The 6,938-nt window shown below is 58.5% G+C and carries 5 protein-coding genes; 2 read left to right on the top strand and 3 right to left on the bottom strand.

What is annotated here, in order from left to right; translation table 11 throughout:
* Positions 1–149 precede the first annotated feature (149 nt).
* Positions 150–1,991: an adenylate/guanylate cyclase domain-containing protein gene (locus IG629_RS22935; RefSeq protein WP_193170792.1), complete on the bottom strand. Its 1,842-nt coding sequence runs from the start codon at positions 1,989–1,991 to the stop codon at positions 150–152.
* Positions 1,976–2,986 (bottom strand): P1 family peptidase, encoded by a 1,011-nt coding sequence (locus IG629_RS04490; protein WP_193170791.1) that lies wholly within the window; start codon positions 2,984–2,986, stop codon positions 1,976–1,978. Before IG629_RS04490 ends, IG629_RS22935 begins: the two co-directional genes overlap by 16 nt.
* Positions 2,987–3,091: 105 nt before the next feature.
* On the opposite strand from IG629_RS04490, the gene IG629_RS04485 reads away from it, so the two are divergent.
* Positions 3,092–4,681: a peptide chain release factor 3 gene (locus tag IG629_RS04485; protein ID WP_193170790.1), complete on the top strand. Its 1,590-nt coding sequence runs from the start codon at positions 3,092–3,094 to the stop codon at positions 4,679–4,681.
* An 11-nt stretch (positions 4,682–4,692) separates the two neighbouring features.
* On the opposite strand, the gene IG629_RS04480 is transcribed toward IG629_RS04485, so the two are convergent.
* Positions 4,693–5,994 (bottom strand): NAD(P)/FAD-dependent oxidoreductase, encoded by a 1,302-nt coding sequence (locus tag IG629_RS04480; RefSeq protein ID WP_193170789.1) that lies wholly within the window; start codon positions 5,992–5,994, stop codon positions 4,693–4,695.
* Between the two features lie 397 nt (positions 5,995–6,391).
* Between IG629_RS04480 and IG629_RS04475 the strand changes: the two genes are divergently transcribed.
* Entirely contained in the window at positions 6,392–6,919 is a 528-nt protein-coding gene (locus IG629_RS04475; RefSeq protein ID WP_169721175.1) for a MarR family winged helix-turn-helix transcriptional regulator, read from the top strand.
* The last annotated feature ends 19 nt before the right edge of the window (positions 6,920–6,938 follow it).

Here is a 6,938-nt window from a genome sequence, read left to right as displayed (position 1 = left end):
TCCATCCTCGAATGGAATCTGCAGGGGAATGACGTCGACTGATTTTATTTTCATTTTGCTTCCTCCCTGACGGCGCTTTCGTTCCGTCCGCAAGGGAAGCTTAGCTGAACTCACACGGGTGACACGAACATAGAACGCGTGAGCGCTCTCTAAAGGCGCTGGCCGAGATCGGTGTCGTCAAGGTTCAGCTGGAAGACCTGAACGGCGCCGGTCCGTCCGCGCAGCTCGAAAAAGCCGACATCGGTGATGTTCGTGGGGTTTCCTGCCGCCGTAGCTGTCTCCGCAGCAACGAGAACACAGATGTCCGCATCCGGTTTGACTTGCTTACCCAGTTGCTCTATCCGGTTGGCAACATTCACCGAATCGCCGATTATCGTGTAGTTGATCCGGTCCGGTGCTCCGATATTGCCGACGATGGCGGTGCCTGTCGCTATTCCGATGCGGATATGGATCGGGTCCCCGCCTTGCTCTACGCGTCGCCGGTTATCCTCGCGAAGTAGTTTGGCTATCCGGCTGGCTGACCGCAAACAGGCTGCTGCGTGGTCCTCGCGTATCGCCGGAGCGCCCCAGAAAGCCATCACGCTGTCGCCAGAATACTTGTCGATGTTGCCGCCTTCCGCTTCGATTGCTTCGTTCATCAACGTGAAATGGGCATTGAGCATTTCGACCAGTTCATCGGGCGGATATTGCTGCGATATTCCCGTGAAGCCGACGATGTCGGAAAACAGCACCGTCACCTCCCGTTCCACGGATGGGACGCCCTGGCTGCCGCGTTCCCTGAGGATTTCCATCACAAGTGAGCGCGGCACATAGACCCGGAACTGTGCCAAGCCGGAAATCATCGCGTTGAAAGCATCCGCCGCATCATTGAATTCGCGAACCGGATTACCGCGAATTTCAGGAACCGTTTCCAGATCGAGCTTTGCGACAGCATTCGACGCGGATGCAAGCTCGGCAACCGGCTGCCGGATGCGCTCGGCAAGTTGCCTTAGTCGCAGCATTGCCAACCCCATCACAATCAGGCCCGCTATGGCGCCATAGGTCAGATAACGGAGCATGTCGCTGTAACTGGTCGTCGACAGGTCTACATACATTCCAACCGTGTAGAGTTTACCATGGGCAACGGAGACCTTCTGCGCGAGAGCTACATATTCTGTACCGGCGACTGTGGTGGTCCAGAATTGCGTACCGTTTGATTCATCTACCGTCCCCACATCGCGTCGTTCCGGATCCATGAGGGCGGCAAGTACGGGATCGCCGAGTTCCATTGCACTGAGCAGCGGCTTATCCGCAGACATCAGCGCCTGCATGCTCGGATCCGTCAGAATGGGGTGGGCGAGCAGGCGATCCTTTTCGTCCAGCACAAAGACAGAGCCACCTGCGATGTCGGCATCCCGTAGGAATATGGAAATATCCAGGGGTGAAATCGCTGCGGCTGCCACCCCGAGATAAGTATGGCTCCTGTCATAAATCGGGCTGCGCGCGCTGATCAGGGTCAGTCCTGCATTTTCCGCATAAATGGCAGATGCGAGATAGGGTTCTCCGATCTCGTGGGCTTCCTTGACGGCTTGCTCTTCGATCGATCCGGCGGTGATCTGACGGGTGCCCATGCGTCCATCGGGAGCAATCCATTCCATCGATCCATCATTTCGCAAGAACGCCAGTGCCCGGATATGCGGCTGAAGCTGCATTGCGGTCCGCGCCATGCCTTGAGCTGTGGCACTCATCGGTGCGCCGTTGGGCATGGTGTACTGGCCGACAAGTTCGGCGGCCTTCAAAGCCGGCCTGATATGTAGCGACAATGTCTGCTTGATCGACTTGATGGTGGCGTTGGCATTTTCCCTGATGACAATGAGACCGCCCTGATTCCCGAAATAGAGCGTTACCGCCAGCACCGCTCCAAGAGCGATCAGGAAAAGCCCGCCGATATCCCGCAGCAACAACGTGCGGATGGTGATCGTATGACTGGAAGTCGTCAGTTTGTCCGACACTGAACCCCCATTTTTTCCCGATAACTGATGGATTGCCCCTGACTGTCGGCCTCAAAGACGCCGCGCGCAACAGCGCGGGCAAGACAATCCGCAGCATGTGCGCCAAGCGTCGCAAGATCGCGCGCCGGATCCGCAAGTGGCCGGATGCCGGTAGAAACGCCGAAGACCACGTCTCCGTCGAAAGGCGTATTCGCAGGCCGGATGGCACGGGTCAGTCCCTGGTGCGCCATGATGGCGAATTGCCTGCACTGGGATTTGGTCAGCGCAGCGTCAGTCGCGACGATGCCGATCGTGGTGTTCTCTCTCGGGCCCGCGAGCTTAGGCATGTCAACGGCACTGCCTCTGTCCTCGGAAACCGGCAGGACACCGCCGAACTCAGCACCCGCTTCGGAATCCCAAGCGAAGAATGCGCCGGAGACGGGATAAGTAACGGCACCGACCGCGTTTACGGCGACCAACGCACCGACTGTCGGACCGTCGTCGCTAACCAGAACGGAGGCACTGCCGAGACCGCCTTTATACCCGCCGGCATTTGCGCCAAACCCGGCGCCTGCATTGCCGAGCCCGAAACCATCCGAGGCTGCTGCCAGAGCCTCCCGGCCGAGCACAGGGTAGGGGGAGTTAGTACCCCAATCCTTGTCGCCGCCATTGTTGAGATCGAAAAGGATTGCAGCCGGGACAATGGGCACAACCGATGCGCCCGCCCGATATCCGATACCCTTTTCGCGCAGTCCCGCCATGACACCACCCGCAGCATCGAGCCCGAAAGCGGACCCGCCGCTGAGTACGATTGCGTTCACGTCCTGAACTGTCGCCTCTGGACGTAAAAGATCGAATTCGCGCGACCCGGTGCCGCCGCCGCGCGAATCAACCGAGGCAACCATGGTGCCATCCGGCACCAGAACGGTAACGCCGCTCCGCAACTGCTCGTCATGAGCGTTGCCCACGCGGAGTCCCGGAACATCGGTGATGAGATTGAGTTTCCCCGGCTGCACTTTGAAGCGCCTCCCGTTTCCGCATGGCCGCCCGTCAGGATCCGCTATTGGACTGGCCGGACAAAGTCTTTATATACGACGGCGTTCCCCAATAAGGACGATTAGATGAGTTCCCTTGACGACGCTGTGGGGCGCCGGCGCACTTTCGCGATCATCGCGCACCCGGATGCCGGTAAGACCACTTTGACCGAGAAGCTGCTCCTGTTCGGGGGCGCGATCCAGATGGCCGGTGCCGTTAAGGCACGCGGGCAGCAGCGGCGCGCCCATTCCGACTGGATGAAGGTCGAGCGTGAGCGCGGCATCTCCGTCGCCTCGTCGGTCATGACCTTCGATTACGGGGACAACACGTTCAACTTGCTCGATACGCCGGGCCACGAAGACTTCTCCGAAGACACCTATCGGACCCTGACGGCCGTCGACAGCGCCATCATGGTGATCGACGGCGCGAAAGGTATCGAGGAACAGACCTTGAAGCTGTTCGAGGTCTGCCGCCTGCGCGATGTGCCGATCATCACCTTCGTCAACAAGATGGACCGCGAGGCACGGGACAGTTTCGAGCTGCTGGACGAGATCGAGCAGAAACTGGCTCTCGACGTGACACCTGCGAGCTGGCCGATCGGCATGGGGAAAGCCTTCAAGGGCTGTTACGACCTGCTGAACGATAAACTGATCCTGATGGATCGCGGCAGTCACGATGCACCGGACCAGGGTCTGACCTGCAACGGGCTGGACGATCCGAAACTTGACGAGCTGTTGCCTGCTTCCGCCGCAAAGCAGCTCCGAGAGGAAGTCGAGATGGCGCGCGGATTGTGCCCGGACTTCGACCCGGAAGCTTTCCTTGGTGGCACCATGACGCCGGTCTATTTCGGCAGTGCGGTGAACAATTTCGGGGTGCGAGAGCTGCTTGGCGGTGTTGCCCGTTACGCTCCCCAGCCGCGCCCGCAATCGACGAAATCACGCGAAGTAACGCCTGATGAAAAGAAGGTCTCGGCCTTCGTTTTCAAGATCCAGGCGAACATGGACCCAAAGCATAGGGACCGCATTGCCTTCGCCCGGATCTGCTCTGGCCATTTCAAACGCGGCGCCAAGCTGAAGCATGTGCGCAGCGGCAAGACCATGAACATCCACAATCCGGTGATGTTTCTTGCCCAGGACCGCGAAATTGCGGACGAGGCCTGGCCGGGCGACATCATTGGCATTCCTAACCACGGAAACCTGCGAATCGGTGATGCCCTGACCGAGGGCGAGGATCTGCAGTTCAACGGTATTCCGAGTTTCGCGCCGGAATTGCTGCAGCGGGTGCGTCCTACCGACCCGCTCCGGGCCAAGCATCTGGAGAAGGCTGTCGTTCAACTTGCGGAAGAGGGTGCTGCGAAGGCCTTCAAGACCCGCATCGGCGGCAGCTGGATCGTCGGTGTGGTCGGCGCGCTGCAATTCGAGGTGTTGGCGGACCGGATTCGCACAGAGTACGACGTTCCGGTGAGCTTCGAGACTGCGGGCCTGCACACGGCGCGCTGGCTCGAAGCGGACGACCCTGCGGAGCTGAAGAAATTCATCGACGCCAACCAGGGCGATCTGGCCGACGATCACGACAACATGCCGGTCTTCATGGCCCGTAATGGCTGGCACCTGCAGCACACGGCCGAGAACTGGCCGAAGATCAGGTTCCTGAAAGTGAAGGAACAGATGGCTTAGGGGCTTCAGCTTCAGTTCGAGCGCCAGGCCTGCCAGCGGTCCTGCATCTGAAAGCCCCAATAAGCACATTGGGCAATGAGCGGGCCGAATGGGCCGCCTGCGAAGTCGAGACCGAAGGGGGCGAACAGCTTGTACGTCTCGTCATCCTCGGCGATGGCCTTCGCCACGACCTCTCCACCGACCGTGGTGGCGCACATACCATGCCCGCCATATCCCTGATTATACCAGACACCCGGCTGCAACTCGCCGATCTGAGGCATCTTGTGTACCGAATACCCCATGGTCCCGGGCCAGGCGACCTCCGCCCGGATACCTTCAAGCTGGGGATAGATCTTCAGGATATCGCCGATCATCTTCTGCCCCAGATTACGCGGCGACAGGTTGGAGCTGACACGTCCGCCCCATAGCAGCCTGGTATCGGGCAGGGCGCGGTAGTAATCATTGGCGATGCGACTATCCGACGTCGCGTATGGCGATCTGATGGCATCTTGCAGCCGGTCGCCGACCGGCTCTGTGAGAACCACATAGGTACCGACCGGCAGGGTCGCACGGGACAGCTTCGGGTGCAGCTGGCCAATATAGCCCGAACAGCAGATTGCAACCTGATTGGCCGTCACGCTGCCTGTGGCCGTGTCGATCCGCTTTTTGTCACCACTCAGATCCATATGATTCACAGGGCTGTTTTCGAAGATCTCTGCGCCCAGACCGATGCAGGCATCTGCGATACCGTTCGTGAAGTTCAGGGAGTGAAACTGAAAGGCGGTCGGGTCCAGAAGGCCCTCATGATATCGTTCTGTGCGATAGAGTTCCTGCATCTCCTGCCGGCTCTTGAATTCCAGTCCCAGTCCGAACCGCGCGTTATTCTTCTCGGCACTGGCTTTCAGGCCATCGGCATTCCTGTACCAGGACGCTTTCATAATGCCATCCCGCTTCGGCCCGGCATCGATGCTGTAAAGATCAAGCCTTGAGCGGATGAGGGTGAGGGCATCGAGGCTGAGGCGCATAAGCGCATCCGCATCCTCGCAGCCCACTACGGCTTCAATGTCATCCGATCCAAGGCTGTAGCCGGCACTGACAAAACCGCCATTGCGGCCCGATGCTCCCCAACCGACCCGTTGAGCTTCAAGCACCACAACCTTCTTACCCCGCTCTGCGAGCCCCAAGGCCGTTGCAAGGCCCGCCATGCCGCCTCCGACGACACAGATATCGCAGTCGAGATCATGCGCGAGTGCCGGGCGTTGGGGCGGCGCCTTCAGGGACCGGCCATAATAACTGTCCACGTAACCTGCACTGTGCCGCCGCGAGTCAGTCATTAACATTTCCATTTCTCATTGGAGGGTCGCGAGTCGGTTTACGTATAGAAACCGGCGCCCACGACCTGCCATTCATTAAAGCCTTGGCCCTATAATCGCTGACCGCCAACGCTGGTCAATCGGCGTTCTTTCCATTTTGCGGCGCAACTTTTTAATCGTCAGCTGCCTAAATTTACTGCAGGCGCTGGGATTGGCTTCGCACCAGGCAGATATTTTCTATGAATTTCTTTTTAATTTTTAGAAGGAAATCAGGGCATTAGCCGTGCAAAACCACCGCATACTCGTGGATGACAATCATTCGTAATGTCATTTGCTGATTAAGCTTTACAAATAGAAACCATTTTGATGGAATGGCATCAGTTCGAAAGCAACTGCTCATGCAATGCGGAGACAAACCATGACCGTACAAACACTTCGACGCTCTGCTCTGAAGATCGATACGGCTGATATCGGCATCGGCGCATCCGCCGAAACCGTACGGTCGGGCTATCTGGAACTCACATCGATGCTCGACCGGCTGCATCGCCGGTATCTCGATGTGGTTCGCGTTGAACTCGAATCGATGGGTATCAACAACATCAATCCTTCACAGGCTTTGATGCTTGTCGGTATCGGGGACGAGGACATTCCCGTCCGGGATCTCATTCATCGCAAGGGCTATCAGGCCTCGACCGTTTCCTACAACGTCAAGAAACTGTCCGAGTACGGATATCTGGAGCAGGAACGTGCGGCGCACGATCGCCGTTCGGTGCGCCTGAGGTTGTCCCCCAAAGGCAGGGACATCGTCTCCCGGCTCCGGGAACTGGAAGAGCGTCACATGGAATTCACCAATGGCCGCGGCGAACTTCTGCGCGGCATGGAAAATGCGACGGCCACGCTGCGACAGCTGGACCAGATCTGGGCCGAATACATTACCTTCGGATAATTCCCCCTACATCCGAAAC

This window comes from Nisaea nitritireducens (genome assembly GCF_014904795.1).
GTDB classification, from domain to species: Bacteria; Pseudomonadota; Alphaproteobacteria; order Thalassobaculales; family Thalassobaculaceae; genus Nisaea; species Nisaea nitritireducens.
Note: the sequence above shows the minus strand (reverse complement) of the source record. Positions and strands in the feature narration are given on the sequence as shown.

Excerpts from the sequence above, each read along its gene's own strand:
- IG629_RS04485 (WP_193170790.1), top strand. The coding sequence starts at position 3,092 with ATGAGTTCCCTTGACGACGCTGTGGGGCGCCGGCGCACTTTCGCGATC.
- IG629_RS04480 (WP_193170789.1), bottom strand. The coding sequence starts at position 5,994 with ATGACTGACTCGCGGCGGCACAGTGCAGGTTACGTGGACAGTTATTAT.
- IG629_RS04475 (WP_169721175.1), top strand. The coding sequence starts at position 6,392 with ATGACCGTACAAACACTTCGACGCTCTGCTCTGAAGATCGATACGGCT.